This window comes from Candidatus Viadribacter manganicus (assembly GCF_001679665.1).
GTDB lineage: Bacteria > Pseudomonadota > Alphaproteobacteria > Caulobacterales > Aquidulcibacteraceae > Vitreimonas > Vitreimonas manganica.
In genome coordinates, this window is sequence record NZ_CP013244.1 from 3,450,980 (window position 1) to 3,475,674 (window position 24,695).

At 61.4% G+C, this 24,695-nt stretch carries 28 protein-coding genes and 2 tRNA genes; 14 read left to right on the forward strand and 16 right to left on the reverse strand.

Features of this window, described 5'->3' with window-relative positions:
• Positions 1–19: 19 nt before the first annotated feature.
• The 4 genes from ATE48_RS17655 to ATE48_RS17670 all read left to right on the forward strand — a co-directional run bounded on the left by ATE48_RS17655 (position 20) and on the right by ATE48_RS17670 (position 3,722).
• Positions 20–805, forward strand: a complete 786-nt coding sequence (locus tag ATE48_RS17655; protein WP_066773860.1) for a 2-keto-4-pentenoate hydratase — start codon at positions 20–22, stop codon at positions 803–805.
• Positions 805–1,746: an acetaldehyde dehydrogenase (acetylating) gene (locus ATE48_RS17660; protein ID WP_066773863.1), complete on the forward strand. Its 942-nt coding sequence runs from the start codon at positions 805–807 to the stop codon at positions 1,744–1,746. Before ATE48_RS17655 ends, ATE48_RS17660 begins: the two co-directional genes overlap by 1 nt.
• A complete protein-coding gene (gene dmpG, locus ATE48_RS17665) occupies positions 1,743–2,765 on the forward strand; it encodes a 4-hydroxy-2-oxovalerate aldolase (protein WP_066773865.1) in 1,023 nt (340 codons plus the stop codon). Before ATE48_RS17660 ends, dmpG begins: the two co-directional genes overlap by 4 nt.
• Before the next feature lie 717 nt (positions 2,766–3,482).
• Positions 3,483–3,722 carry a phosphoglycolate phosphatase gene (locus ATE48_RS17670; RefSeq protein WP_066773867.1) on the forward strand — a complete coding sequence of 80 codons (240 nt, stop codon included), beginning with the start codon at positions 3,483–3,485 and terminating at the stop codon, positions 3,720–3,722.
• Positions 3,723–3,740: 18 nt separating this feature from the next.
• Here the strand turns inward: ATE48_RS17670 and gph are convergent, their stop codons facing one another.
• Positions 3,741–4,433, reverse strand: coding sequence for a phosphoglycolate phosphatase (gene gph / locus ATE48_RS17675; protein ID WP_066773869.1), 693 nt, complete (start codon positions 4,431–4,433; stop codon positions 3,741–3,743).
• Between the two features lie 62 nt (positions 4,434–4,495).
• Here gph and glmU point away from each other — a divergent pair, with 62 nt between their 5' ends.
• Both glmU and rpiA read left to right on the forward strand, forming a co-directional pair.
• Positions 4,496–5,863 carry a bifunctional UDP-N-acetylglucosamine diphosphorylase/glucosamine-1-phosphate N-acetyltransferase GlmU gene (glmU, locus tag ATE48_RS17680; protein ID WP_066773871.1) on the forward strand — a complete coding sequence of 456 codons (1,368 nt, stop codon included), beginning with the start codon at positions 4,496–4,498 and terminating at the stop codon, positions 5,861–5,863.
• Positions 5,860–6,561, forward strand: coding sequence for a ribose-5-phosphate isomerase RpiA (rpiA, locus tag ATE48_RS17685; protein WP_066773873.1), 702 nt, complete (start codon positions 5,860–5,862; stop codon positions 6,559–6,561). Before glmU ends, rpiA begins: the two co-directional genes overlap by 4 nt.
• A gap of 32 nt (positions 6,562–6,593) precedes the next feature.
• On the opposite strand, the gene ATE48_RS17690 is transcribed toward rpiA, so the two are convergent.
• The 3 genes from ATE48_RS17690 to ATE48_RS17700 form a co-directional block, all read right to left on the reverse strand.
• Positions 6,594–7,097: an SET domain-containing protein gene (locus ATE48_RS17690; protein ID WP_066775357.1), complete on the reverse strand. Its 504-nt coding sequence runs from the start codon at positions 7,095–7,097 to the stop codon at positions 6,594–6,596.
• 91 nt (positions 7,098–7,188) lie between these two features.
• Positions 7,189–7,263 (reverse strand) — tRNA-Gln (locus ATE48_RS17695).
• 90 nt (positions 7,264–7,353) lie between these two features.
• Positions 7,354–8,730 (reverse strand): L-serine ammonia-lyase, encoded by a 1,377-nt coding sequence (locus ATE48_RS17700; RefSeq protein ID WP_066773875.1) that lies wholly within the window; start codon positions 8,728–8,730, stop codon positions 7,354–7,356.
• Positions 8,731–8,851: 121 nt separating this feature from the next.
• Here ATE48_RS17700 and tdh point away from each other — a divergent pair, with 121 nt between their 5' ends.
• The 3 genes from tdh to ATE48_RS17715 all read left to right on the forward strand — a co-directional run bounded on the left by tdh (position 8,852) and on the right by ATE48_RS17715 (position 11,213).
• The gene (gene tdh, locus ATE48_RS17705; protein ID WP_066773877.1) at positions 8,852–9,883 is read left to right on the forward strand and encodes an L-threonine 3-dehydrogenase; all 1,032 of its coding nucleotides are present in this window, start codon (positions 8,852–8,854) and stop codon (positions 9,881–9,883) included.
• Positions 9,884–9,886: 3 nt separating this feature from the next.
• Entirely contained in the window at positions 9,887–11,071 is a 1,185-nt protein-coding gene (locus ATE48_RS17710; protein ID WP_066773879.1) for a glycine C-acetyltransferase, read from the forward strand.
• A 65-nt stretch (positions 11,072–11,136) separates the two neighbouring features.
• Positions 11,137–11,213: transfer RNA gene (locus ATE48_RS17715), tRNA-Pro, on the forward strand.
• A 35-nt stretch (positions 11,214–11,248) separates the two neighbouring features.
• Here ATE48_RS17715 and ATE48_RS17720 read toward each other — a convergent pair.
• Positions 11,249–11,695, reverse strand: a complete 447-nt coding sequence (locus ATE48_RS17720) for a hypothetical protein (protein ID WP_156767848.1) — start codon at positions 11,693–11,695, stop codon at positions 11,249–11,251.
• A gap of 200 nt (positions 11,696–11,895) precedes the next feature.
• Here ATE48_RS17720 and sppA point away from each other — a divergent pair, with 200 nt between their 5' ends.
• Complete coding sequence (gene sppA, locus ATE48_RS17725) at positions 11,896–13,656, forward strand: signal peptide peptidase SppA (RefSeq protein ID WP_066773881.1); 1,761 nt, start codon at positions 11,896–11,898, stop codon at positions 13,654–13,656.
• A 564-nt stretch (positions 13,657–14,220) separates the two neighbouring features.
• Here sppA and ATE48_RS17730 read toward each other — a convergent pair.
• Entirely contained in the window at positions 14,221–14,616 is a 396-nt protein-coding gene (locus ATE48_RS17730) for a hypothetical protein (RefSeq protein ID WP_066773883.1), read from the reverse strand.
• A complete protein-coding gene (purQ, locus tag ATE48_RS17735; RefSeq protein WP_066773885.1) occupies positions 14,613–15,275 on the reverse strand; it encodes a phosphoribosylformylglycinamidine synthase subunit PurQ in 663 nt (220 codons plus the stop codon). Before purQ ends, ATE48_RS17730 begins: the two co-directional genes overlap by 4 nt.
• 137 nt (positions 15,276–15,412) lie before the next feature.
• Between purQ and ATE48_RS17740 the strand changes: the two genes are divergently transcribed.
• Together ATE48_RS17740 and ATE48_RS17745 are read left to right on the forward strand one after the other, a co-directional pair.
• Positions 15,413–15,637, forward strand: a complete 225-nt coding sequence (locus ATE48_RS17740; RefSeq protein WP_066773887.1) for a hypothetical protein — start codon at positions 15,413–15,415, stop codon at positions 15,635–15,637.
• 81 nt (positions 15,638–15,718) lie between these two features.
• A complete protein-coding gene (locus ATE48_RS17745; protein WP_066773890.1) occupies positions 15,719–16,741 on the forward strand; it encodes a PstS family phosphate ABC transporter substrate-binding protein in 1,023 nt (340 codons plus the stop codon).
• A gap of 204 nt (positions 16,742–16,945) precedes the next feature.
• Here the strand turns inward: ATE48_RS17745 and ATE48_RS17755 are convergent, their stop codons facing one another.
• From ATE48_RS17755 to purC, 6 genes are all read right to left on the reverse strand, one after another.
• Positions 16,946–17,995, reverse strand: coding sequence for a phosphotransferase family protein (locus ATE48_RS17755; protein ID WP_066773894.1), 1,050 nt, complete (start codon positions 17,993–17,995; stop codon positions 16,946–16,948).
• A complete protein-coding gene (locus ATE48_RS17760) occupies positions 17,992–19,071 on the reverse strand; it encodes an Rv3169 family protein (RefSeq protein ID WP_066773895.1) in 1,080 nt (359 codons plus the stop codon). Before ATE48_RS17760 ends, ATE48_RS17755 begins: the two co-directional genes overlap by 4 nt.
• Positions 19,072–19,134: 63 nt before the next feature.
• The gene (locus tag ATE48_RS17765; protein ID WP_066773896.1) at positions 19,135–19,392 is read right to left on the reverse strand and encodes a hypothetical protein; all 258 of its coding nucleotides are present in this window, start codon (positions 19,390–19,392) and stop codon (positions 19,135–19,137) included.
• 5 nt (positions 19,393–19,397) lie between these two features.
• Positions 19,398–20,222, reverse strand: coding sequence for a hypothetical protein (locus ATE48_RS17770; protein ID WP_066773897.1), 825 nt, complete (start codon positions 20,220–20,222; stop codon positions 19,398–19,400).
• Positions 20,223–20,226: 4 nt separating this feature from the next.
• Complete coding sequence (gene purS / locus ATE48_RS17775) at positions 20,227–20,472, reverse strand: phosphoribosylformylglycinamidine synthase subunit PurS (protein WP_066773900.1); 246 nt, start codon at positions 20,470–20,472, stop codon at positions 20,227–20,229.
• A gap of 65 nt (positions 20,473–20,537) precedes the next feature.
• Positions 20,538–21,290: a phosphoribosylaminoimidazolesuccinocarboxamide synthase gene (purC, locus tag ATE48_RS17780; RefSeq protein ID WP_066773902.1), complete on the reverse strand. Its 753-nt coding sequence runs from the start codon at positions 21,288–21,290 to the stop codon at positions 20,538–20,540.
• Positions 21,291–21,493: 203 nt separating this feature from the next.
• Between purC and ATE48_RS17785 the strand changes: the two genes are divergently transcribed.
• A complete protein-coding gene (locus tag ATE48_RS17785; RefSeq protein ID WP_066773905.1) occupies positions 21,494–21,817 on the forward strand; it encodes a DUF1476 domain-containing protein in 324 nt (107 codons plus the stop codon).
• A gap of 122 nt (positions 21,818–21,939) precedes the next feature.
• Here the strand turns inward: ATE48_RS17785 and ATE48_RS17790 are convergent, their stop codons facing one another.
• Together ATE48_RS17790 and ATE48_RS17795 are read right to left on the reverse strand one after the other, a co-directional pair.
• Complete coding sequence (locus ATE48_RS17790; protein WP_066773907.1) at positions 21,940–22,386, reverse strand: hypothetical protein; 447 nt, start codon at positions 22,384–22,386, stop codon at positions 21,940–21,942.
• A gap of 28 nt (positions 22,387–22,414) precedes the next feature.
• Positions 22,415–22,603, reverse strand: coding sequence for a hypothetical protein (locus tag ATE48_RS17795; RefSeq protein WP_066773909.1), 189 nt, complete (start codon positions 22,601–22,603; stop codon positions 22,415–22,417).
• Between the two features lie 160 nt (positions 22,604–22,763).
• Here ATE48_RS17795 and ATE48_RS17800 point away from each other — a divergent pair, with 160 nt between their 5' ends.
• A complete protein-coding gene (locus tag ATE48_RS17800; RefSeq protein WP_066773911.1) occupies positions 22,764–23,381 on the forward strand; it encodes a hypothetical protein in 618 nt (205 codons plus the stop codon).
• Here the strand turns inward: ATE48_RS17800 and purB are convergent.
• Positions 23,378–24,685 (reverse strand): adenylosuccinate lyase, encoded by a 1,308-nt coding sequence (gene purB, locus ATE48_RS17805; protein WP_066773913.1) that lies wholly within the window; start codon positions 24,683–24,685, stop codon positions 23,378–23,380. The genes ATE48_RS17800 and purB overlap by 4 nt on opposite strands.
• Positions 24,686–24,695: the final 10 nt, after the last annotated feature.

Below are 24,695 nucleotides of genomic sequence, written 5' to 3' on the forward strand. Positions count from 1 at the left end.
AGATTAAAGGAACTCATCAATGCAAATCGAATTGGAAGAGGCTGCAGAACGGCTGCGCCGCGCCTATAGCGGAACGCCAGTTGCGCCTTTGCGTGAGGTTCTTGAGCCGATTGATATCGGCGGTGCGTATGCGGTTCAGAGCATCAACACTGCTTACTGGGCTGCGCAGGGGCGGCGTGTTGTTGGACGGAAGGTGGGTCTGACTGCTGAAGCCGTGCAGAAGCAACTCGGTGTCGATCGACCTGACTTCGGCGTTCTGTTTGCGGATATGGAGATATCCAATGGCGGGAAACTAGATGCCCGCAAGGTGCTCCAACCCAAAGCCGAAGCGGAGATTGCGCTTATCATGGCGCGTGACTTCGCGGATTTGAACGCAACGGTGGAAAGTGTAACGAGCGCGGTAGAGTGCGCGGTTGCCGCGATCGAGATCGTCGACAGCCGCATTGCCGACTGGAAGATTACCTTCGCCGATACGGTTGCGGATAATGGTTCATCGGCGTTCTTCGTTCTCGGCCAGGAGCGCAAGCCGCTCGCCGGGCTTGATCTCTACACGTGCGGGATGGCGCTTGAGGTGAACGGAAAGGTCGCTTCCCTCGGCGCGGGCGCAGCCTGTTTAGGCCATCCGCTTAACGCCGCGGCGTGGTTGGCGCGCACGCTTACCGAACGTGGCGAGAGCTTGAAGCGAGGTGATGTCATCTTGACTGGCGCGCTTGGGCCAATGGTTGCGATTAAGCCAGGCGATGCCGTGCGGGCGCAGATTGGCGGCCTCGGCGCGGTGAGTTTCAGCTTTCCCGGTGACCAATGATGACCAAGACCAAGGTCGCGATCATCGGCTCTGGCAATATCGGCACGGATTTGATGATCAAGGTTATGCGTCTGTCCGACGTGCTGGAAGTCGGCGCGTTTGTCGGTATCGATCCAGAATCGGACGGGTTGAAACGCGCCGAGCGTTTGGGCGTCGCCACCACGGCCAAGGGCGTCGATGGGCTCGTCGACATGCCCCAGTTCAAGGACATCGCCATTGTTTTCGATGCGACCTCCGCCGGCGCGCACAAACGCCATGACGAGGTGCTGCGCGCGCATGGCAAGCGCGTCATTGATCTGACGCCGGCGGCGATCGGGCCTTTCACGATCCCGCCGGTCAATGGCGAAGCCTATCTCGATGCGTCCAACGTCAACATGGTAACGTGCGGCGGGCAGGCGACCATCCCGATAGTGTATGCCGTCAATCGCGTCGCCAAAGTACATTATGGCGAGATCGTCGCCTCCATTTCTTCAAGATCCGCCGGCCCCGGCACGCGCGCCAATATTGATGAGTTCACCGAAACCACTTCGAAAGCGATTGAGAGCGTGGGCGGCGCCCGGCGCGGAAAAGCCATCATCATCCTCAATCCGGCCGAGCCGCCATTGATCATGCGCGACACAGTATATTGCCTCTGTGATGACGCCGATAAAGCCGAGATCGAGGCGAGTATCGAGTCAATGGTGGAGGAAGTGCAGGCGTACGTGCCGGGCTATCGGTTAAAGCAGAAGGTGCAGTTCGAGCATATCGGTTCGAACCGGCCTCTGAAGATTCCTGAAATGAACGGCGAGTTTACGGGACTGAAAGTGAGCGTATTTCTCGAAGTGGAGGGTGCGGCGCATTATCTGCCGGCCTATGCCGGCAATCTCGACATCATGACGTCGGCCGCGCTCAAAACGGCGGAGAAGATCGCCCACCGTATGAGCCGGGAAAAGCCGGCATGAGCTTCGATCCAAAAGCCGGCAAGCTTTACATCCAGGATGTCACGCTGCGCGACGGCATGCACGCCATCCGTCATCAATACGGACTAGGCCAAGTGCGCGCTATTGCGCGCGCGCTCGACGAAGCCAAGGTCGACGCCATTGAAGTGGCGCATGGCGATGGCCTCCAAGGCTCATCGTTCAACTATGGCTTCGGCGCCCATACCGACTGGGATTGGATCGGCGCGGTTGCAGAGGTTTTGAAACACGCCAAGCTAACGACGTTGCTCCTGCCTGGCATCGGCACGGTGCACGATCTCAAGCACGCTTACGCGATGGGTGTGCGTTCGGTGCGCATCGCTACGCATTGCACGGAAGCCGATGTCTCGAAGCAGCATATCGAAGCTGCACGCGTGCTCGGCATGGATGTCTCAGGCTTCCTGATGATGAGCCACATGAGCGCGCCGGAGGCGCTCGCGGTCCAAGCCAAGCTCATGGAGTCCTATGGCGCCCAATGTGTGTATGTCACCGACAGCGGCGGGCGCCTCACCATGCCCGAGGTCGCGGCACGCTTTCAGGCGTACGACAAGGTGCTGAAGCCCGAGACCGAGCGCGGTATCCATGCGCACCACAATCTCTCGCTGGGCGTAGCCAATTCAATTGTCGCGGTGGAGAATGGCGCGATCCGCGTCGATGCGAGTCTCGCGGCAATGGGCGCGGGCGCCGGCAACGCGCCGCTCGAAGTATTCATCGCGGCGGCCGATCTCTATGGTTGGAACCATGGTTGCGACCTATTCAAATTGATGGATGCGGCCGAGGAGCTTGTGAGGCCGCTGCAGGATCGACCAGTCCGCGTGGATCGTGAAACGCTGACACTCGGTTACGCTGGCGTTTATTCGAGCTTCTTGCGGCATGCAGAAAAAGCGGCGGCCGAGTACGGACTCGACACGCGCGCGATCCTGGTCGAACTCGGACGGCGGAAGATGGTTGGCGGGCAAGAGGACATGATTGTCGATGTGGCTCTCGACCTTTTGAAGTCATGATGACTTGCGTCCCGCTTGCGCATCGTCGCGCCACTGCAAGGCCGATGGCCGAGATGGGCGAACGAGTGTTTCCCTCCTTCGCGACACGGTACGCGTGACGGCGGCTTTTTGACCATGTCCAGTCGGTCGTCGAGTGGGCTCGCTTGTCCGTTACTCGGCACATTCACGCCAGTAGGGTTTCCGGCGCCTTGTGCTAGTTCAATGGTCGTGATGAGCGCGCGGGGACTACGCGCTGATTCTGCGGTGACGGGCCTCCTGACACGACTCTACCCATCCTGAGCCGATGACCGCCTCGCGCAGCTTCGTGGACTACCAAGATGGTCAAACTGGCTTGTAACGCATTGACTGCATTGGCCGTGAACGGACGTCGAACAGTTTGACGGACCCTTGATTTTCAAGGTTCGCAGGGCGGTTCAGACAGATTCAATCCCTGTCGCGCCCACCATCTATTTTCCCAAAGTACCGTAGTGCAAAGCGCGTCGCCGGCGCCGCGCACCGCCATGCCGCAGCGTACGTTAGGCTGCGGCATCAGGACTTTGTGATCGCAATTGTCCTCCAGACGCGAACTCGCCATATCGTCGCCTCGCTTGTCGCTAAGGATACGTCCTGCGGGAGCGAGTGAGGGGGCTGACGCAAAGCGCGGAGCGGAGATCCGCGCGACCGGTCCCGGGCCATTGAGCCCAACCCGGAACCGAGCAACTCATGTGGTGGAGCTGAATGGATCACGATTTCTGCAATGTGGATGGCGCACGGCGTCTGAAGTTGCGCATTGAAGAATACTGGCGCGAACGGGGCTACAACGTCGATGTGAAGCTTATTGAAGCTGGCTTCGTTGCGGCGATGCGTTCTGCGCGCACGGACGTTCGCAGTGACATGGTCAATGGTTTCCCGACCAAGCGTTCCGATGATGACGAGCGGCCGTCCCCTAGCCGTCGCGGCTTGTTGGAAGTCGCGTAAGCGCCGGTACCTGTTGGTTTATGGGCGCGCCGCCAGCAGGCGGCGACAGGCCGGCGCCAACTCTGAAAATCTGTGGAGCAGCACATCGGCGCCGAGTTTCTCGGCGTCGATGTCGCTATAGCCGAAGCTCACGATGCAAACCGGCGCACCGGCCGCGCGCGCTGAGCCGACATCAGCCGCGCCATCTCCAACCATCACCGAACGCCGCACAACACCGCCAGCGCGCGTCACCGCCGCGCGATAGTGATCTGGATGCGGTTTGCGATCCTTGACCGCATCCGCGCCAACGATCGCCGAAAAACGCTCGCTAAGCTCCAGTGCATCCAAAAGTTGAACCGAAAGCGCCGTACGCTTGTTGGTGCAGACCGCGAGCTTCGCGCCGAGGTCAGCCAGAATATCGAGCTGCTGGACGACGCCGTCGAATGGTCTTGACTCGCGCGCGATATCGGCTGCGTAGAACGTCACGAATTCGTTGGTCAGCTGATCCAAACGGGTCGCTGAAAACGTTACCCCCTGCAGCGCCGAGGCGCGCTCGATTAGCACCCGCGCGCCGTGGCCAATGAGGTTGCGCACGGTATCCAGTTTGACCCGCGGCAGGCCTTCCAAGTCCATTGTTTCGTTCAGCGCACGCACAATGTCCGGCGCGGTGTCCACCAGCGTGCCGTCCAGGTCGAAAACAATGGTCGAGTCGGCCAGTTCGCCGCTGCTCATGGGATGCCTCTGAGAAGCGCATCGGCTAGAACCTGCGCAGGATTCGAACAAGGTCGGAACACATGAGCCGGGCGCGGGCCGCAATTATTTTGGCGGCGGGACAGGGCAAGCGGATGAAGTCCGAGACGCCCAAAATGCTGCACAAAATGGGCGGCAGGCCGCTGGTGGATTGGTCCATTGCTCTGGCGCGGGAACTGAATTGCGCGCGCACGGTGGTGGTGATCCCGCCAAACGCGCCGGCATTGGCCGAGCGCGTGACCTCGGTTCTCGGTGAAGGCTCGACCGCGATCCAGGACGTTCCGCGCGGCACCGGTGATGCGGCGCGCGCCGCAGCCAGCGTACTCTCGGGCTTTGAGGGCAGCGTCGTCGTCTATTTCGGCGACACACCGCTCATCCGCACTGAAACCCTTTCGCAAATGTTCACTGCACGTGAGGCTGGCGCTGATGTCGTCGTACTCGCATTCCACGCTGACGATCCCACCGGTTATGGTCGCATCATCACCGACGCCGCGGGAAATTTCCTACGCAACGTCGAACATCGAGACGCGAACAAAGAAGAGCTCGCAGTCAATCTTTGCAACGCCGGCGCTTTGGTTGCCGACGCCAAAGTCCTGTTCGATCTGCTCTCGAAATTGCGCAACGATAACGCGCAGCAGGAGTTTTATCTAACCGACATTCCGGGCATGGCTCGCACTGCCGCCATGAAAGTCAGCATTGTCGAAGCGCGCGCAGAGGAATTGCTGGGTGTGAATTCTCGGGCGCAACTCGCCGACGCCGAGGCCGCCTTCCAAGCGCGCGCTCGCGAAGCGGCGATGGAAGCGGGTGTTACGCTCATCGACCCCGCCACAGTGTTCTTTTCCTACGACACAGTGATCGAGCAGGACGCTGTCATCGAACCTAACGTCTTCTTCGGCACAGGCGTGAAGATCTGCCGTGGCGCGACCATTCATGCTTACTGTCACTTCGAACGCACCGAAGTGGGGCCCAACTCTGAAATCGGCCCATTTGCGCGCTTTCGTCCGGGCGCGAAACTCGCGGCGAAAGTGAAGATCGGCAACTTCGTTGAAGTGAAGAACTCCAACTTCGGCGAAGGCGCGAAGGCGAGCCACCTTGCCTACATCGGCGACGCCGACGTCGGCCCGCGCGCCAATATCGGCGCCGGCACGATCGTGTGCAATTACGATGGCTTCGACAAATATCGCTCCACCATAGGCGCCGACGCCTTCATAGGCTCGGACACTGCTCTCGTCTCGCCCGTCACCATCGGCAACGGCGCCTACACAGGCACCGGCAGCGTTATCACCAAAGACGTCCCCGATGGTGCGCTCGGCGTGGCGCGCGGCCGCCAGGTCAATCTCGAAGGATGGGCGACTAAGAACAAAGAGAAGAAACTTGCAGCGAAAGCCGCGAAGAAGGACGAGCACAAGTGAGCGGAGACATCGCCAAGTTCAACGCGGCGCAGGCTGCGCTTGATTATGTGAAGGACGGCATGGTCGTCGGCCTCGGCACCGGTTCGACGTCAGCTCACTTCGTGCGTCAGCTGGGCGAGCGCGTCCGGCAGGGGCTCCGCGTCAAAGGTGTGCCGACCTCTGAAGCAACGCGAAATCTGGCTGAGCAGGTTGGCGTGCCGCTTCTGGAGATCAGTCAGATCACGTCCATCGATGTCGACGTCGATGGCGCCGACGAAGTCGATCATCAGTTTCGCCTGATCAAGGGTGGCGGCGGTGCTCTGTTGCGCGAAAAAATCGTCGCCGCGGCATCGAAGATGATGGTGGTCATCGCCGATGAAACCAAATGGGTCGAAACCCTCGGTGATTTTCCGCTACCGGTTGAAGTGACACGCTTTGGGTTCGCTTTGACCCAAGAGCGCGTGGTCCAAGCGCTGCGCGCGACCGGTTGCGCCGGCGATGAAGTGGTTCTCCGCGTCAGCGGTAAAGCCAACGAGCCTGTCATCACCGATGGCGGCAACTACATCCTCGACGCTCATGCCAAGCGCATTCCGGATCCCGCCAAGCTCGGGGCGGCTCTCAAGGAGATCGCGGGCGTGGTTGAGCACGGCCTCTTTATCGGCCTTAGCCAAGTCGTGATTATAGGCAAAGCCAAAGGCGCCGACGTCAAAACTCTCTAAAGGATCGTGCGGCCCCGGCACTCCAACCTACGTTAGCGTTCCTTGCGCGAAGAGGTCGCTTTTTTCGTGGTGGTCTTTTTACTCGCACGCTTGCGCGCCGCCGTCTTGGCGGTCGCGGCTTTCACCGAGGCGCGCTTTTCTTCGCACTTCGGGCAGGCGCAAATGTCCTTCAGGTACTCATTGAAGTAGTTCTTGCCGTAATCATAGTTCAGCTCTTCTCCCGGCTTGATCTTGCGCTTGGCGTGAATGAACACGCGGCCCTTATGGATGTTGGGCTCGCAATTGGCGCGGCATGAGTGGTTGATGTAGCGCGCGGTGTTCCAGCGCGGCGCGCCGTCGATGGTTTTGCGCGCGTGAATCTCGAACAGATATTTCGAGCGGCTCTTTTCTTCCTGCTCTTTGGAAATCTGCACGCCGGTATATTCGATGATGCAGGCGTTCTTCGGAATCTCGCTTTCCGCGAAAAGGCCAAGGCCGGTCTTCGAGCGCTTCACGACCAATTCGAAGTCACCAGGTATATAGCTCTTCCGCGCCATCATCGCTCCGTTCTGAAACGCAAGTCTTCTTGGGCCGCTGGTCAACACGCTGACAAGCGGTTCGTTACGTCACTTCCGTTCGGTAGTTCGCTGGCTGGGGTGCTAGGATTCGAACCTAGGAATGGCGGTACCAAAAACCGCTGCCTTACCGCTTGGCGACACCCCAAAACCGGCGAAGCGCGTACTTAGAGGCGCCCGCCGCGGGATGCAACAGCGCCCGGCTGACGCATCTCAAGTCTTTGGCCCAAACGGGGTTTCAGCACTCGACTACGTTGACGGCCAGCCCGCCCTGGCTCGTTTCCTTGTACTTGGAGGACATATCCACCCCCGTCTGGCGCATGGTCTCGATGACCTGATCCAGGGAGACCTTGCTGGGCGTGTCCGAGTGTAGCGAAAGCCGCGCGCCGTTCACCGCCTTCACCGACCCGACCGCGTTCCGCTCGATGCAGGGGATTTGCACAAGCCCGCCGACCGGATCGCAGGTCAGTCCAAGATTGTGCTCCATGCCGATCTCTGCCGCATTCGCCACCTGCTGCGGTGAGCCGCCCCAAACTGCTGACAGCCCGGCCGCGGCCATCGAGCAGGCGACGCCAACCTCACCCTGGCAGCCCATCTCCGCGCCCGAGATTGAAGCGCGCTGCTTATAGAGAAGGCCAATGCCGCCGGCCGTGAGCAGAAAACGCCGTGCGTCGCCGATTGGATCCGGGCTGCTCAGGCAATAGTGCCGGAGGATCGAGGGTAGGATGCCGGCTGCGCCGTTGGTTGGCGCGGTCACCACTTGGCCGCCTGCCGCGTTCTCTTCATTCACCGCCATCGCGTAGACGTTGAGCCAATCGAACAGGCGCTCCGGTTCATTGGCGCCGGGCTGCTCCTTCAACTTCTTCCAGATCGCTGGGGCGCGCCGTGTCACCTGCAAGGCGCCCGGTAGAATGCCGTCCTTATGCAGGCCGCGCTCGATACAAGCCGTCATCACCCGCGCTACGCGATCCAGGCGCGCGTCAGTTTCCTCGCGCGGGCGCATCGCATCTTCGTTGGCGCAAATGATCTCCTCGATCGATTTGCCCTCCCGCGCGCAGTGTTCAAGCAGCTCGGCGGCGGAGCCGAACGGGAACGGCACTTTGCGACCGGTGGTGATCAAATCCTTTGGCGCTGGCGTGCGGAGTTGCTTTTCCGTCGCGATGAAGCCGCCGCCGGTTGAGTAATAAGTTTGCTCGAATAGCACTATGCCGCCCGCGCCGCGTGCGCTGAGCTTCATGCCGTTCGGATGCAGTTCCGGCATGATGTGATAGGCGAAAACGATATCCGTCTCGGGGTCGAACCCGATCTCGTGCGATCCCAGCAAAGCCACTCGCTTCTCTGCCGCCACGCGTTCAACCGTCGCTTCCGCGACATCGGGATCGAGCGTTTCCGGATCTAGCCCGAACAGCCCCAGCACAACGGCTTTCGGCGTTGCGTGGCCCTTTCCCGTCAGCGCCAGCGAACCTTGCAGTTCCACGACGACGTTCGCCACCGCGTCCAGTTCCACAGCGCTTTTGAGGTCTTCCAGGAAGCGTTTGCCAATGCGGATCGGCCCGAGCGTATGCGAGCTCGAAGGGCCGATACCGATGCGAAAGAGGTCGAGGACTGAAAGCATGAAGTCTGCTTGACGTTAGGCGATTGTCGTTCAGCTAGGTAGGCGATAATGGACTGATTTCCAAACACTTGGATTTTGAGCGCGGGATAAGATCGTGCTTACCGCATTTAAGGAGAGGCCGTTGAAAGCGCTGGTCAAACGCGAGGCCGAACGTGGGCTTTGGCTGGAAGACGTGCCGGAGCCGCAAGCGGGCCCCAACGATGTGAAGATCCGCGTGAAGCGCACCGCGATCTGCGGCACCGACATCCACATCTATAAGTGGGATGAGTGGGCGCAAAAGACGATCCCAGTGCCGATGGTCGTTGGGCACGAGTTCGTCGGCGAAGTCGTCGAGGTCGGTGACAACGTCAACGACTATAAGCCGGGCATGATCGTCTCCGGCGAAGGCCACATCGTTTGTGGCCGCTGCCGCAATTGCATGGCTGGGCGCCGCCACCTTTGCCCATACACGAGCGGCGTTGGCGTCAATCGGCCCGGCTGCTTTGCTGAATACATCGTCATTCCGAACGCAAACGTCTGGCACCATCACGACGGCATCGATCTCGATGTCGCCTCGATCTTCGACCCCTTCGGCAACGCGACGCACACGGCGCTGCAATGGGACATGGTCGGCGAAGATGTGCTGATCACAGGCGCGGGGCCGATCGGCGCGATGGCGGCGGCGATCGCCAAGCACGTAGGCGCGCGTCATGTCGTCATCACCGACATCAACGATTATCGCCTGGCGCTGGCCAAGAAGGTCGGCGCGACGCGTACGGTGAACGTGTCGAAGGAAACGCTCGGCGACGTGCAGAAGGAACTCGGTATGAGCGAGGGTTTCGACGTTGGCCTTGAAATGTCCGGCGCGCCGAATGCGCTGTCGGACATGATCGACAACATGAGCCACGGCGCCAAGATTTCGATGCTCGGCATCCCGTCCGGCGACATGAAGATCGACTGGAACAAGGTCGTCTTCAATATGCTGACGATCAAGGGCATCTACGGCCGGGAGATCTTTGAGACCTGGTACAAGATGACCACACTCATCCAATCCGGCCTCGATCTCTCCCCGATCATCACCCACCGCCTGCCATACGATAAGTTCGAAGAGGGCTTCGAGACGATGCTCGAAGGCAAGTCAGGCAAGATCGTTCTGAATTGGGAGAACGCCTAAGCCATGTACGGCGAATTTCAAAAGCACATCGAAAAAGAGATCGCCAGCATTCGTGAGGCGGGCTTCTACAAAGAAGAGCGTGTGATCGCGACGCCGCAAGGTGCGGAGATTGGCGTCACCGGCGGCAAGTCCGTCATCAATATGTGCGCCAACAATTATCTGGGCCTGGCGCAGGATGCGCGGATCAAAGCCGCAGCGCACGAAGGTTTGGACCAGTGGGGCTACGGCATGGCCTCGGTGCGCTTCATCTGCGGTACGCAGACGGTGCACAAGCAGCTGGAGGATGATCTCTCCAAGTGGCTGCAGATGGAGGATACGATCCTTTATCCTTCATGCTTCGACGCCAACGGCGGCTTGTTCGAGGTTTTGCTCGGCGCTGAAGACGCGATCATCTCGGACGAGCTGAACCACGCGTCGATCATCGATGGCGTGCGGCTCTGCAAGGCGCAGCGTTATCGCTACAAAAATAATGACATGAACGATCTCGAAGCGCAGCTGAAAGCGGCTGATGCCGCGGGCGCGCGGTTCAAATTGATCTCAACGGACGGTGTCTTCTCGATGGACGGCGTCATCGCTTCGCTCGATCAGATTTGCGATCTGGCCGAGCGCTACAACGCTCTCGTTCACGTTGATGATTCCCATTCGACGGGCATTGTTGGTCCGGGGGGGCGCGGCACCGCCGAGTATCGCAACTGCATCGAGCGCCTCGACATTCTCACCAGCACGCTCGGCAAGGCGCTTGGCGGTGCGAGCGGCGGCTTCACCAGCGCCAAGCGCGCCATAGTTGAGTTGCTGCGTCAGCGCTCACGCCCTTACCTTTTCTCCAACACCGTGCCACCGCCGATCGTGGCGGCTGCCCGTAAGGCAGTAGAGCTTGCGGCGAAGGGCGATGATCTCAGAAAGCAGCTCAAGTCGAACATGGAGCTTTTCCGCAATGGGCTCGAAGCCGCCGGCTTTGATCTCTTGCCGGGAGAGCATCCGATCATCCCGGTCATGCTCTATGACGCCAAGCCCGCTGTGGCCCTGGCCGAGGAGCTTCTGAAGCGCGGCGTCTATGTGATCGCTTTCTCATATCCGGTGGTGCCCAAAGGCAAAGCACGGATCCGGACCCAGATGTCAGCGGCCCACACGCGCGATGAAGTCGAGCGGGCGGTGGCGGCTTTTGCCGAGGCCAAGGCAGTGCTTTAGCGTCGCTGGCGGGGTGCGTTGCGCGTCCCGAAAAACGGTGTAAAAGGCGCGCCTCGCGTAAGCGTCGGAGTATAGCTCAGCCTGGTAGAGCACCACGTTCGGGACGTGGGGGTCGTAAGTTCGAATCTTGCTACTCCGACCACTTGCGAGGCCGTTTTCCCGATAACGGTCAGGACCTTACAAAGGCAAGTTAAACGCCAGCCAAGTCGCCCCGAAGCCGATCCCGATCAGCAGAATCCAGCGCATGGTCTCGGCCGCCGCGTGAACGAAGCCGCGGGCTGCGCCGAACATCGAGAGTGCGAGCACTACGGCGAACGTCGAGCCGGTGGCCATCCAGACGTCGAACTCGCCGAGGCGGGCGTCCACGCCGGCAATCCAGGCCAAATAGGCCGCGAACGCAGCGAGTATGAAGCGAACAAGCGCCTTGAGGATCGTGCTGCCGGTGCTGTTGTGATCGGCCTGAACTTGGACCACGGTCGCCTGGATCGGCGGTGGGGGCGGCTCGGGCGCGGCTAACTTCTGGCGAAGGCTTCGCCAGCCCTCAGCCTCGACCTCCGCTCGGAGCTGCTGCTCAAGCATCCAGTCGTCCGTAGCGAATGCGGGTCTGCCGCGCGACATAGCCATCAGGAGCGCACCCCTCCGCTCGTGATCATGCGCCATGTCGCGGTTGGGGAAAATAGCGCGCGGCAGCAAGGTTTTGTCCTGCTCCAAGCCGCCCCAGGCCGCCGGTTTATCATTTTTCGATAAAATTCCGCTTGCGTGGGCCCTCGGTCCATATCATTTATCGATAAACCCGGCAGAGGGCCGGGGTGGAGTCTTCTGCCGTGAAGCAATTTTTGATCACCGTCGCGGGTGTGCTGACTGGTCTGGTCCTTTTCCTCTTTATCGGACCCTTCCTTCTCATCGGCATGCTGGCGGCCTCATTCGGCGGCCAGCCGGCCCAGCCGGCGCACATGGTTTTGGCGCTCGACCTGCGCGAGCCGCTTACTGACCAGCGTCCCGCCAATCCGTTCGCATCTTTGAGCGGCACAAGTAGCGCGCTTCTCGATGTTCTCGCCAAGATCGACGCGGCGCGGACCGACAACGCGGTTGAAGGCATCTATATCCGCGCCAACACGGGCGGCATGCAGGCAGCGCAGGCAGAAGAGCTCCGCGCCGCGCTCGCGGCGTTCCGTGAATCCGGCAAGTTCGTCGTCGCGCACCTTCAGAACGATGGCGTGCGCATGGGCATGCCCGGCTACATGGCGATCGCTGACTCCGATGAAGTCTGGCTTCAGGAGACGAGCGAATTCCAGCCGATGGGTCTTTCGGCCGAGGTGACGTTCTTCGGACAGACGCTGCAGCGTTATCACCTGCAAGCGCAGTTTGAGCAGCGCGAGGATTACAAAACCTATCCGAACTCGCTGACCCAACGCACGTTCACACCAGCGCACCGTGAAGAGATTACGAGTCTGATGAACGGCATTTACGGCAACATGATCACCAACATCGCGGCCGATCGTGGCATCACGCCGGACGCAACACGTGCTGCCGTTGAGGCAACACCTTTCACCGCCCAGCGCGCGCGTGAGCTGAGCTTGATCGATCAGATCGGTCGTCCGGAAGAGGCCGAACGTGCAGCGCTTGCACGCGCGGAGAATTCTGAATTGGTCGATTTCGATGATTATCGTGCACCGACCCATTCTGGTGGCCGTGTTATCGCGGTTGTGCAGGGTGAAGGCGCGATCGTCTCCGGCCCGGAGAGCCACGATGTGTTCGGCGGCGAATCCGCGATGAACAGCGACGCAATCGCGCAAGCTTTGCTCGATGCCTCGGAAGATGAGGACGTAGCGGCAATCGTCTTCCGCGTCTCCAGTCCTGGCGGTTCGGTGGTTGCTTCGGACCAGATCCTCGCGGCGCTGCGGACGGCCAAGGAGCGTGGCAAGCACATTGTGGTTTCGATGGGCGATGTTGCGGCTTCTGGCGGCTACTACGTCTCGGCTTATGCTGATGAGATCATTGCTTCGCCGTCGACGATCACCGGCTCGATCGGTGTAGTCGGCGGCAAGCTGATCATCGGCCCGGCGATGGACTACTATCTCTCGAGCAATACCGAGACGATCACGGTTGGCTCGCCGATGGTGGAAATGTTCACCACGCAACGCGGCTTCAACCAAGCCGAACGCGCCGCCTTCGCGGGCTTCATCGATCGCGCCTACCAACAATTCCTCGGACTTGTTGCTGATGGTCGCGGCATGACGCCCGAGCAAGTTCGTGCGGTGGCGCAGGGCCGGGTATGGACGGGCCAACAAGCGTTGGAGCGCGGTCTGGTCGATCACCTTGGCGGCTTTTCGGTTGCCGTGGCGCGCGCTCGCGCGCTGGCCGGGATCGAAGAAAATGCCCGCGTTCAGCTGCGTTACTACCCGACGGTTGAGAGCCCGTTCGAAGCGTTCGGCCGCATGTTCGGCGCTTCCTCGGAGAGTGTTGAAGCGCTGGTGCGCATCAACGCGGCGCTCTCAGATCCGCGCATGCAACGCGTGATGGCGGCGATGCGTGAAGAAGATGCCGGCGCGCGCGCGCAGGCGGACCACTTCACGGTCGAATAATCTAACTTTCGAACTCCATAGCCTTGGCCCTTTGCGGAAACGCGGAGGGCCTTTTCTTTTGTGCTAGCGCCAACCTGCGTCGCGCGCGGCCCGTTCGGCTTCGGCATCGAGTGGATCGCCAGCGAACATCTGATCGACGGCATTCAGAATTTCGGCAGCTGCGCCCGCTGTTCGCACCTCGCCTCCAGCTGCGCTGCTGGAGATCAGCGGGATGCGCCAACCGCGCTTGCCGTGACATGCGACGCCCGAGGCGGCGCCTTCGGTGAGGTCAAGGGTGCGGCAGAACTCTCCGCCCTGATCGCGGAAGCTGACGCCAAGGGCGCAGAACCATCCGCCTTATCTGGCGGCTGCGCGCAAATATGCCGATGCGAAGAACCCCCTGAACGAGCCAGCCCAGCCACGCGCCGACGCCGGCTCGAAAGTGCGCCAGGCGGTGTGCGGGGATGATGTCGTCGATGGTCATGAGCGGCGCCAGTCTCGCCGGCGCGCGCAGGTGTGGGATAGATTTCGACGTTAAGTGTTTGCGCTCAAGGATTTAGAGACGCGGATCGTAGGGATAGGCGCCTAGCCCTTGTGCTCGACTTCGTATTTCGGGAGGTCGGCGCGGAGGGTCTCGTAGAGACGCTCGACGAAACGCTCGGGATCGTCGTCCACGAAGTCATCGAAATAGGCTTCGAGGTTGGATTCGAAGACGTACTCGCCATCCTCTGCGAAGATGAAACCGAGCTCTTCGTCGGTCTCGACGTGGAGGACGATGATCTGCGTCTCGTCATCGTCCTCGTCGCCGAGCGTGAAGGCGAGACGGCGCGAGGAGATCTTCTCCGACAAGATCGGCGCGAGCGCTTGCAGCGCCGCCAGATCGTCGAAGCCGGTATCTTCGTTCAGTGAAGCTTCCAGACGCTTGCGCGCGGAATCGACCTCGGCGTCGAAGCCGGTCGCTGCTGGTTTCTTGGTGGTCATGCCGCTTCCATGAGGCTTTGGAAGATGGCGGCTCCACCGGTGCGGCCGAGCACAGGGTCGGAGGCGCGTTCGGGGTGGGGCATCATGCCAAGCACGTTGCCGCGGTCGTTGATGAGGCCGGCGATGTCGCGGGCCGAGCCGTTCGGATTGTCGAGATAGCGGAAGACAATGCGTCCCTCGCCTTCGATGCGGGCGAGCGTGTCTTCGTCAGCGACGAAGCGGCCGTCGCCGTGGGCGATCGGGATTTCGGTTTCGCGCTGCTCGCGATAGGCGCGCGTGAAGGCTGTGTTGGCGTTGGCGATCGCCAGCGGCACTTCCTTGCACGCGAACTTGAGGCCTGCGTTGCGGGCGAGCGCGCCGGGCAGCAGGCGGGTTTCGGTGAGTACCTGAAAGCCGTTGCAGATGCCGAGGACGAGGCCGCCGCGTTCCGCATGAGCAACGACGTCGCGAACGATCGGGCTCTTTGCCGCCATCGCGCCGGAGCGGAGGTAATCGCCGTAGGAGAAACCGCCTGGGAGAACGACCAGATCGAGACCCTCGGGGAGCGTTGTTTCCTTGTGCCAGACCATAGCGGCAGGCTTGCCGGTGAGGCGCTCTAAAGCGCGCGCGGCGTCACGGTCGCAATTGGACCCAGGGAACACGATCACAGCGGATTTCATGCGGCTTTCAATAAGCTGCGTCGGCCGGGAATTAAAGGGCACGAACCGCTGCGGAAGGCTGTGTTGCGTCCCTGCCGCGCCTCGCAGCGTTGATTTGGGGTGCTCGGAGGCGCCCCTGCGGTGGTAAGGAGCGGCGGATGCAGACCTGGATCATCATTATCGCGCTTTTGAGCATAGCGGTGACGGCGCTGCTTATTTCGATCCTGATGCGTGTCAACGCGCCGGGGCGCGGCGCGCGGCAAACCGATGCGGGCGCTGGCGCAGATGCTGGTGGAGATGCGGGCGGATCTCTGCGCCGCGACAGCGACCATGATGTGGGTGACAGCGGGGGCGATGGCGGTGGAGACGCTGGCGGCGATTGACCGCGCCCTGTGCAACGCAACTGTCACAAGGCACTGTCAAGGCCGGCGGCTTCAGAATTTTAGGCAAATGAGGATGATGAGATGATCAGTTCAGCACTTATGCGCGGCGCAGTCGCCGCGGTGGCGATTGCGGCGCTTGCGTCGTGCGGCAATGGTGGCTCCTCGGCGCCGGCCGGTACGACGTCAGAGCAGATCGCGATCGATGGCTCATCGACAGTTTTTCCGCTGGCTGAAGCGGCGGCTGAGACGTTCACGAACACGCAAACCGGCGCCGCCCGCGTTACCGTTGGTGAAAGCGGCACGGGCGGCGGATTCGGCAAGTTCTGCCGTGGCGAAACTCAAATCTCGAACGCGTCGCGCCCGATCTCGACGGATGAGATTGCGGCGTGCGCCGCCGCGAACATCCAGTTCATCGAAATCCCAATCGCGTTCGACGGCATCAGTGTTGTCGTCCACCCGAGCAATCCGCTGACCAACATTACGATGGCGGAGCTCCGCCACGCGTGGGAGCCGGCGGCGGAGCGCACGGTGACGCAATGGCGTCAGGTGAATGCGCAAGGCCCGAACACGACGCTGCAATTGTATGGGCCGGGCACAGCTTCGGGCACGTTCGATTACTTCAATGAAGCTGTGAACGGCGACGGCGGCGCTTCGCGCACCGATTATACGCCGAGCGAAGACGACAACGTCGTGGTTCAGGGCGTCGCCAGCAATCCAGGCGCGATGGGTTATTTCGGCTACGCGTACTACGAGCAAAACAGAGAGCGCGTGAAAGCGCTTTCAATCAATGGTGTTGCGCCGTCGCCGGAGACGATCGCTTCGGGCGCCTATCCGTTGTCACGGCCCATGTTCATTTACGTGAACGCTGAGTCGCTGCGCCGTCCGCAAGTGCGCCGGTTCGTGAACTATTTCCTTGAGAACGCTGCGACGCTGGCGCCGCGCGTCGGCTATGTGCCGCTGCCGGCTGCGGCTTATGCGGCCTACACCCAGCGCGTTGCCGACAACCACACCGGCACCGCGTTCGGCGGCCACAATGAAGTGGGGCTTTCGATTGGTGAATTGCTGGCGCGTCCGCTGGCGGATGAAGCCGCGCCGTCGCACTAAGGTTCAGTCAAACACGATGCAGGGCGGCGGGCGCGGACCTATCGCGTCCGCCGCTTTGTTTTGGCCCCTGGCGCAAGGGAAACCGGCTCCCCATATCTTGAGTATGATGCCGGTCGAGCTGCTCTCTGTGGCTATCGGGGTTGTCTTGGTGATCCTGCTTGCCGTGGTCTCTATGGCGGGTCCGCCCGATCCCGGCGGCTAGCTCTAGAGAAGCGATAAGCTCTCAAGGTGCAGAGCTTGGCGAGCGGGACGCTCGGCCATGACAGCGAACATCTCATCGCCGCGCTCGGTGCGCTCGACGTTGGTTGAGGCGATGATCGCCATCAGCACGCCGGAGAACGCATAGAGGCGATATTCGCGCCAGACTTGCTCGGCGTCAGCTGACGCGCCGAGCGCACGCACGCCATCAACATAGAGCGCGACCAGTCGCTCCTCCTCGCGTGCGCGGACGCCAGCGTCTGCGATGCTTGTGCCAATGAGGTAAGCGAGGTCGGCTGCGCCGGCGCCTGGTCCCAAGGTTTGCCAATCGACGACGTAAGCTGTCTTGTCGCCCGGTTCGAAGAGGATGTTGTCGATGCGAAAGTCGCGGTGCTGGACGGTGAGCGCTGCGGGCTTGAGATCGAAATAGGCGTCGATGCGCGCGATGAAGGCGTCGCAGAGATCCAGCACGTCCGGTGAGAGGCGTGTCGCGTAACGGCTCTTGAACTGGGTGTAGACGGCGGGCGTCATTTGCCGAATGAGCGCGGTGGTGTTCGGCGATGGTTGCAGCCAGCCGATCTGTGAAAGCCGCGGATCGCCCCAATAGGGTGCGTGCAAGCGCGCGGCCTGCGCGAGTGCGGATTCAATTTGCGTGATGCTGGCGCCGGCGAGTTGATCGCCTTGCTGGGCTGGTGCGAGATCTTGCAGCAGAAGAATGAAATCGGTTTCGTCTGCATTGCTTTCGAGATGCAGGCAGCGCGGGCAGGCAACGCCGATTTGCGGCGCCAGTTCGCGATACCAGCCGAGTTCGAGAGCGTAGGCGCGGAGCGCCGCCGCGATGGCGCGAGTCCCGGCGTCCAGTGAGGGGCATTTCGCGATCACCGACGCGGGCCCCTCGTTGTTCTTCCAATCCAGCGTGAGGCGAAAACTGAGGCTCATTTGCCCGGTGCCGACGGGCTTGGCGCTGAAGCTTGCGAGCGCGCCCGATGGAGCGCCGAGGACGCGTTCGAGCCAGGCGAGCTTGAAGCGGTCAGGGTGGTGCGAAGTTTCGCTCATGCGGCGCCGTCGAGCATGGATTTGAAGCCGCTCGGTGCGTGTGGGCCTATGAGGAATTGTTCGAGCACGCCGTGGCCCCGATGTTCGCCGCTTGCGGTGTGTAGGGTCGCGCGGGCCAGCGCTTGAATGTGAAGTTGCCCGGGAGCGGCATCGTCGATCGTAGCGAGATCGATAGCGTCATAGGCGGTTTCAAGGTCGCCGTGGTCGCGGCCATGACCCCAAGTTGGGTGGGTGTAGCCAAGGCCGCTCATGTAGAATTTGGGGCCGGCCGGTTCGATGCTGAGCGCGGCGTCATTGGAAAGCGTGATGTTTGCGCGCTGCAAGCGGCGTGTTCTGGGGACGTAGTTGAGTTCGAAGTGCGGGCTTTCGAATTCTGTGCGGGATCGGCCGATGTGATCGATCACCGCACGTCGGTTCCAAGCTTTGCCGGCATCGTCGTCATTGGTGTGACAGAAGACGGCGTGATCATCGAAGTTGAAGGGCGCCCAGAGCCAGAAGAATTGCGGTGATGCGGGCGCGGGCTGTGAGTCTGGCGCGCCGACTGGGCGAATGCCCCATGAGCGATCGCGCGTGCCGCGCGCGCCAGCGATGTCGATGCATTGGCCGTTGAGGCTGAGGTCGCCGCTCCAGCCGCCGTTTTGCGTCATGCGCGTGTAGTCCATGAACATGCGCGTGCCGATGCGGCGGGTGAAACGTGGTTCTTCGATCGGTGCGTGACGAGCTTCGAAGATGAGGTTGGCGCGCACGCCGCCGTCATTGTCGCTGACGCGGACGGCGAGCTTGCGCAGCGGTTCGATAACGTCGATTTCTATCGGGCCGACGCTGAGGTTCATGCGCTCGCCCTCGAGGCGGCGCGAGGCGCGGACGTTGTGCTGTTTGCCGTCGATGGTCAGGCAAAAGGCGGCGTCGATGACACCGAGATGCGGATAGACGCCGAGCGCGGCGGCGAAGAACACCGAACCATCGGCGCTATAGCCGTTGAAGAAATAGCGATCATAGAAGTTGCGGTCGCTGCCGGAGAACGCCACGGGCTCGGGCGTCTGGTGGATGGGGTAGTCGTCGCCCCAGCTGAGCATCGGCGCTTCCTTTTATGATTTCGTGGAAGCGTAGACCCATGCCGTGGCGGCAAACAAGCTGCGCTACTTGTCCTCGCCCCAGTGCCAGCGGAAGCCGCCTTCTGTCGTGCGCCAGGCGATGCCGACGAAGATGATCGTGAGCGCAATGACGATGACGGCAAAAGGCGTGACGCGCTGATCGATGATCGTGGCGTCGCTGCCGAACCAGATGCCTAAGGCCGTCACCGCGGCGCAATAGGCGAGCGTGAGCGCCCAGCCTTGCCATGACGCAGGCGAGGCGCCGAAGCCGTAGCGTTTAGGTTTGAACCAGTAATTCTGCATGGCGTTTACTCGCGAACGGAGACCTCTTCGAACGCACCGTCTAACCAATAATAGAGCGTGCGCGAGCGCTCTTCGAGCCCTTCGATGATGATGCCGTCGTGTGTCAACGTCACAGTGGCCGGCGCGCCGTCGCAATTGGGGCCGTGGGCGTTGCAGTCTGTCTGATAGATTCCGGCGGGCGCCGTGCGAAACGTGAAGCGCGGCAGACTTGAGATGTCGCCGCTCCAGATGATCGGCATGGAGCTATCGTCTGCGGCTCTCGCGACGGCGATGGCGAGATTGCCGTCTTCATCCTCGTAAAACGCCGCCGTGTCGGTGGCGTTATCGCCGTCGAAATCACCGGAGGCGGTTTGCGCGCCCTCAATGGGCGTCCCGTCCATTGTGCGAGCGAACGCATCGACCCCAGTTCGATCGCGGCGTTCGGCGACGGATTCGAGTAAGGGGCGGAACCAAGTTCGTTTAAATCCCCGAGTCAGCACGAGCGGGTGATCGTTCGGACCAAATGATTGGCGTTCAACGCCCCGACGAAGTTCGCCAATGATCAGGCCCTCACGACCAAATATTAGAGGGTAGAGGCACGAGCTATTGACGACACCCAAGCGTACGGTCGCCTCGCGATACTCGCCTTGCACCACGCGCCGAACGCGCGCGGTCAATGGCCCCGTGTCTGTCGCTTCATCGAAGGCAACATCAAGGATCAGCGCGCTTGCCGGCGTGCCCGCGGGGACGTCGTCGTAGATCAGCCCCTGAATGTTGTAAGGGTCTTCGCATGCCCAGGCTGGCGAAGCGCCGCATGCGATGACAACGGCGAGCGCGAGTGCCCGCCACACAAGCTTAGCTCGCGATCTCGACGCGATAGCTCTCGATCACGGTGTTGGCGAGGAGCTTTTCGCACATCTCGCGCACCTGAGCTTCGGCGGTGGCGGGATCGAGATTGCCATCGAGTTGGATTTCGATGCGTTTGCCGACGCGCGCATCTTGCACGCCGCCAAAGCCGAGGTCTTTCAGCGCACCAGCGACGGCCTTGCCCTGCACGTCGAGCACGCCGGGCTTCAGACCCACGGTGACGATCGCTTTCATTACTCTTCCCCCATCGCCCAACTCACCCACGTAGCACACGGGCGAGCTCGGCTCGTTTACTTCACTCAATGTACGCTTTCGCCGCCGGCCGCGGATTGCTTCACGATGCCGAGGCGACGGGCGACTTCCACGTAGGCCTCGGTGACGTTGCCGAGGTCGCGGCGGAAGCGGTCCTTGTCCATCTTCTCGTTCGTTTGCACGTCCCAGAGGCGGGCGCTGTCGGGGCTGATTTCATCAGCAACGACGGTGCGGACCATGTCGCCTTCGTAAAGGCGGCCGAACTCAAGTTTGAAATCGACGAGTTTGATGCCGACGGCGCCGAACATGCCGAAGAGATAATCGTTGATCCGAAGCGTCAGCGCCATGATGTCATCGATCTCTTGGGTGCTCGCCCAATTGAACGCGGTGATGTGCTCTTCGGCGACCATCGGGTCGTTGAGTTCATCTTTCTTGTAATAGAATTCGATGATCGAGCGCGGCAGCGGCGTGCCTTCTTCGATGCCGAGGCGCGTCGAAAGCGAGCCGGCGGCGACGTTTCGGCACACGACTTCGAGCGGGATGATCTCGACTTCACGCACGAGCTGTTCGCGCATGTTCATCGTCTTGATGTAGTGGGTGGGCACGCCGATCGCGTTCAGGTTCGTCATGATGAACCCGCTGATCTGGTTGTTGATCACGCCCTTGCCTTCGAGGATCGCCTTCTTCTGGGCGTTGAACGCCGTGGCGTCGTCCTTGAAGTATTGAATGATTGTGCCTGGCTCCGGCCCCTCAAACAGGATCTTGGCCTTGCCTTCGTAGATCTTCTTGCGACGCGACATGAGGTGCTCCCTCCTTGAGGGGCGGCGTCCGGCGCTAACTGGCTCAGAGCGCTCACGGAATCGCCGCAACACAAGTGAACATGAACTTAGGGCGCCGGGGCGGGGGTAACAATTGGCCACTACCGTAGAACTGGCGCCCGTCTGCGGTTGATTGCAGCGCGCCGCGCACCTATTCAATGGCGGACAAGGAGACCAGAAGGCCCATGAGCCAATTCGACGATCGCAAGCGCGCCTCAGAGACAAAATATCAATTAGATCAAGAGCTTGAGTTTAAGGCGCAAGCGCGCCGGGCCAAGCTTGTGGGTCTTTGGGCGGCAGGCCTGATGGGTTTGGCTGATGAGGCGGCAGCCGATTACGCCAAGTCGGTGGTGGTGGCTGACCTTGAGGAAGCCGGGATCGAGGATCTGTTCCGCAAGCTACGTACGGATCTCGACCAGCACGCGGTCCAGCTCTCCGATCACCAGATCCGGGCCAAGATGGATGAGTGCCTCGCCGAAGCGCGGGCCTCGGTGGCCGCAGGCAACTAAGCGAATTTGGCGGCGCCCCCGGGGCGCCTCTCACAATGAGCCCGGCGCTACCATGGTGGCGCCGGGCCTTTGCTGTGAGCTCGCCCTTCGAAGACCTCAGGGTGACGCAGGTTCAGACTTGGCTAGCGCAACAGGCCGCGCTTGCTCATCGCCCAGGCGTACCAGGCAAAGACGAGACAGAGCGCGAGGATCGTGGCTTGGATCGGGTATTGCGCCGTGCCGAAGAGTTCGCCGCCGTTCGACAAGACGTACATGTGGACGAGGCTGAGCACGAACGCGACGAGTGAGGCGATGAAGGCGTGCAAAGCCCATTTGCTGCGCGCCAGCAGGAGTACAGCGCCAATTAGTCCGCCCCATACGCCGATCGGCCAAACGATGTCGGCCCACAGCGGCATGTTCATGTAGTACTCGACCTGCGGCTCGGAGAAGAAGCCGCGCAGGTAATCTGCGCCGCCAAGCCTTGTGGTGACGTAGTCGTAGCAGCCGAACGCGTTCCACAGCACCGCGACGACGCCGACGGCCCAAAGGTGCCAGGGCGCGCTTGGTCTGATCGTTGTTGTATCGCTCATAGGTCCCTCCCTGAGCGGAAGGCTACGCTTAAGGGTTCAACTCGCCCAGTACGTAATTGACGATACGATCGGCGTCCTTGAACACGGCGTTGAGATCGGCCGCGCCTTCGCGTTTATGGAGGTGGGCCAGCATGGCGTGTTCAAGACCGAACTTGCGGACCTCGACCATCACGTCCTCATCCCATTCGTCATCCGTAATGAAGTCTTCGCTCGCCATGTCCGATCTCCTGACGCCTTCGCTCCGGTTCGCAGGGATTCGCCGGTTCGAGCAAGGCGCGCTGGCGAAACGTTGCAAGGCTAATGGGGTTTAACCGGTTTAATGAACACTTCCCTCACGACGCCTCCAGATACTCACGCCGGGTAGTGGGACGTTCTCAATGAAGCGCGGACTGGCTTTCGCCCTCGTGGCGGCGCTTGGTGCGTGCGCGCCTTCGCCGGTCGAGATGCCGGCGGCGCGCGCCGCGGAAGTACTCAATCTTTTTGCAGCGGGTGCAGGGCCTGCGAACATTTGCTCACGCGATGGACGCTTGTTGTTGCGTGGCGCGGTGCAAGCCTATTCGCGCGAGATGCAGCAAGCAGGCGTTGCCTGGCCGGTGATCCCTGGCACTGCAGCCGAGACCGATGACGTCACCAGTGTCGATATATCGGTGATGATCGCTTTCGCGGCGGGTTTTGTTGAGACGAACGATTTTCAAAATCCAGCGCGCGGCATGCTGAGCCATCTTACCTTCACGCAATGGCCGGAAATCCAGAGCATTCGCAGCGCAGCGCGCGATGCGTGCGCCGATGTGCAGGCGTTGCAGCAGGCCGCGTCGCGCTTCGTGATCGAACAGACGCGGCTGGCGCAGATGACCCACGTCGTCAATGTGCGCAATCAGGGGCGCGAAACGGCCGAACGTTTGCGCCGCCAATCTGTTCGGGTTGAACGCGCCCACACGCAGATGCGCGAGATGGCGGCAGTGCTTGAGGCGCGGATGCGCGGCGCCGGCGTCTAGCCGAAGACGCGCTTGAAGATGACGTCGACGCGGGCGAAGTGGTGCGCGTCGTCGAAGCAGCTTGCGAGCGTTTTGGCGTCGAGTTTCGAGGTCACATCCGGATCGGCGCGAAGTTTGTCGATCAACGCAGTCTCGGCGCGCGGTGGCGGGCTTTGCCAGACTTGCATCGCGCTCTTTTGCACGAGGCGATAGGCGTCTTCGCGGGTGACGCCGGCTTGGGTCAGCGCCAGCATGACACGCTGGGAATTGTGCAGGCCGCCAAGAAGCGCCAGATTGCGCGCCATGTTTTCTGGATAAACGACGAGCTTTTCGATCACCATCGCCATGCGGTGTAGCGCGAAATCCAGATGGATTGTTGCGTCAGGACCGATGCCGCGCTCCACCGATGAGTGCGAGATATCGCGCTCGTGCCAGAGGGCGACGTTTTCCATCGCCGGCGTCACGGCGCTGCGAACAAGGCGGGCGAGGCCGCAGAGATTCTCAGTGAGAACCGGGTTGCGCTTGTGTGGCATCGCCGACGAGCCCTTTTGGCCGGGTTCGAAGAATTCTTCCGCTTCGAGAACTTCGGTGCGCTGCAGGTGGCGCACTTCGGTGGCGAGGCGTTCAATGCCGGAGGCGACAACGCCGAGCGCTGCGAAGAAGGCAGCGTGGCGATCGCGCGGGATGACTTGGGTCGAAACAGGCTCGACTTCCAGGCCAAGCTTTTCAGCGACGTAAGCTTCCACGCGCGGATCGATCTGGGCGAAGGTGCCGACGGCGCCGGAGATGGCGCAGGTGGCGATCTCTTTGCGGGCGGCTTTCAAGCGCTCAAGGTTGCGCGCGAACTCGCCATAGTGTCCGGCGAGTTTCAGGCCGAACGTGGTTGGCTCGGCGTGGATGCCGTGGCTGCGTCCGATGGTCGGCGTCATCTTGTGTTCGACTGCGCGCTTCTTCAACGCCGACATGACGCGCTCGCAGCCAGCGATCAGCAGATCCGAAGCGCGGGCCATTTGCACGGCGAGGCAGGTGTCGAGCACGTCGGATGAGGTCATGCCCTGGTGTGCGAAGCGGCTCTCAGGGCCGACGTGTTCGGCGACGCTGGTGAGGAAGGCGATGACGTCATGCTTCACTTCGCGCTCGATCTCATCGATGCGCGCGACGTCGAACTTGCCCTTCTTGCGATATTCGTCGGCGGCGGATTTTGGAATTGTGCCGAGCTCCGCCATCGCCTCCATGGCGAGCGTTTCGATCTCTAGCCAGATGCCGTAACGGCTCTCAGGCTCCCAAATCGCCACCATTTCGGGGCGTGCATAACGCGGAATCATGGAGTGCGTT

Coding starts and splice junctions, on each gene's coding strand:
- ATE48_RS17720 (WP_156767848.1), bottom strand. CDS start 11,695: ATGGCTATGTCGCGCGGCAGACCCGCATTCGCTACGGACGACTGGATG.
- purS (WP_066773900.1), bottom strand. CDS start 20,472: ATGAAAGCGATCGTCACCGTGGGTCTGAAGCCCGGCGTGCTCGACGTG.
- ATE48_RS17690 (WP_066775357.1), bottom strand. CDS start 7,097: ATGGCGCGGAAGAGCTATATACCTGGTGACTTCGAATTGGTCGTGAAG.
- ATE48_RS17785 (WP_066773905.1), top strand. CDS start 21,494: ATGAGCCAATTCGACGATCGCAAGCGCGCCTCAGAGACAAAATATCAA.
- ATE48_RS17660 (WP_066773863.1), top strand. CDS start 805: ATGACCAAGACCAAGGTCGCGATCATCGGCTCTGGCAATATCGGCACG.
- purQ (WP_066773885.1), bottom strand. CDS start 15,275: ATGAAATCCGCTGTGATCGTGTTCCCTGGGTCCAATTGCGACCGTGAC.
- ATE48_RS17795 (WP_066773909.1), bottom strand. CDS start 22,603: ATGGCGAGCGAAGACTTCATTACGGATGACGAATGGGATGAGGACGTG.
- ATE48_RS17755 (WP_066773894.1), bottom strand. CDS start 17,995: ATGAGCGAAACTTCGCACCACCCTGACCGCTTCAAGCTCGCCTGGCTC.
- ATE48_RS17765 (WP_066773896.1), bottom strand. CDS start 19,392: ATGCAGAATTACTGGTTCAAACCTAAACGCTACGGCTTCGGCGCCTCG.
- glmU (WP_066773871.1), top strand. CDS start 4,496: ATGAGCCGGGCGCGGGCCGCAATTATTTTGGCGGCGGGACAGGGCAAG.
- ATE48_RS17700 (WP_066773875.1), bottom strand. CDS start 8,730: ATGCTTTCAGTCCTCGACCTCTTTCGCATCGGTATCGGCCCTTCGAGC.
- ATE48_RS17800 (WP_066773911.1), top strand. CDS start 22,764: ATGAAGCGCGGACTGGCTTTCGCCCTCGTGGCGGCGCTTGGTGCGTGC.
- purB (WP_066773913.1), bottom strand. CDS start 24,685: ATGATTCCGCGTTATGCACGCCCCGAAATGGTGGCGATTTGGGAGCCT.
- purC (WP_066773902.1), bottom strand. CDS start 21,290: ATGTCGCGTCGCAAGAAGATCTACGAAGGCAAGGCCAAGATCCTGTTT.
- ATE48_RS17655 (WP_066773860.1), top strand. CDS start 20: ATGCAAATCGAATTGGAAGAGGCTGCAGAACGGCTGCGCCGCGCCTAT.
- ATE48_RS17760 (WP_066773895.1), bottom strand. CDS start 19,071: ATGCTCAGCTGGGGCGACGACTACCCCATCCACCAGACGCCCGAGCCC.
- ATE48_RS17740 (WP_066773887.1), top strand. CDS start 15,413: ATGCAGACCTGGATCATCATTATCGCGCTTTTGAGCATAGCGGTGACG.
- ATE48_RS17710 (WP_066773879.1), top strand. CDS start 9,887: ATGTACGGCGAATTTCAAAAGCACATCGAAAAAGAGATCGCCAGCATT.
- gph (WP_066773869.1), bottom strand. CDS start 4,433: ATGAGCAGCGGCGAACTGGCCGACTCGACCATTGTTTTCGACCTGGAC.
- dmpG (WP_066773865.1), top strand. CDS start 1,743: ATGAGCTTCGATCCAAAAGCCGGCAAGCTTTACATCCAGGATGTCACG.
- ATE48_RS17730 (WP_066773883.1), bottom strand. CDS start 14,616: ATGACCACCAAGAAACCAGCAGCGACCGGCTTCGACGCCGAGGTCGAT.
- ATE48_RS17745 (WP_066773890.1), top strand. CDS start 15,719: ATGATCAGTTCAGCACTTATGCGCGGCGCAGTCGCCGCGGTGGCGATT.
- ATE48_RS17790 (WP_066773907.1), bottom strand. CDS start 22,386: ATGAGCGATACAACAACGATCAGACCAAGCGCGCCCTGGCACCTTTGG.
- ATE48_RS17670 (WP_066773867.1), top strand. CDS start 3,483: ATGGATCACGATTTCTGCAATGTGGATGGCGCACGGCGTCTGAAGTTG.